At 61.3% G+C, this 565-nt stretch carries 2 protein-coding genes; both read right to left on the reverse strand.

All coding sequences use genetic code 11. The features are described 5' to 3' along the window. Window positions 1-227 (reverse strand): immunoglobulin-like domain-containing protein (locus FQ668_RS29115; protein ID WP_256677680.1); only part of this gene is annotated, 227 nt, incomplete at its 3' end. Window positions 228-322: 95 nt separating this feature from the next. Next, on the reverse strand, window positions 323-565 hold a 243-nt coding region (locus FQ668_RS29200), incomplete at its 5' end, for an immunoglobulin-like domain-containing protein (protein WP_369333846.1).

Consider the following 565-nt stretch of genomic DNA (forward strand, 5'->3'; position numbering starts at 1 on the left):
TGAGCCGGCGTCGGGTTCGGGGTCAGTTGCTCGAAATTACCGCCAGCGGCGTTCTCGATGGTGACGCTGACGGTCGAACCGTTGTTGTAGACGTCATTGGCCGGGGTCTGGAAATCAACGCTGCCCTGGGTTTTACCCGCTTCAACGGTGATGGTCTGGCCGTTGGACAGGGTAACCGTTACCGGCGTCTGAGCAGGGTTGCTCAGGGTCACGGTGTAGGTGATCACGCCGCCTTCGGTTACGCTTGGCGAGGCGGTCAGGGTCGCGGTGGTGGCGTCGACCGAGTCGTTGATCGTGGTCTGAGCCGGCGTCGGGTTCGGGGTCAGTTGCTCGAAATTACCGCCAGTGGCGTNGAGTCGTTGATCGTGGTCTGAGCCGGCGTCGGGTTCGGGGTCAGTTGCTCGAAATTACCGCCAGTGGCGTTCTCGATAGTGACGCTGACGGTCGAGCCGTTGTTGTAGACGTCATTGGCCGGGGTCTGGAAGTTGACGCTGCCCTGGGTTTTACCCGCTTCAACGGTGATGACTTGGCCGTTGGACAGGGTCACGGTTACCGGCGTCTGAGC

The sequence above is a fragment of the Pseudomonas sp. Kh14 genome, assembly GCF_900291005.1.
Classification (GTDB): Bacteria; Pseudomonadota; Gammaproteobacteria; order Pseudomonadales; family Pseudomonadaceae; genus Aquipseudomonas; species Aquipseudomonas alloputida.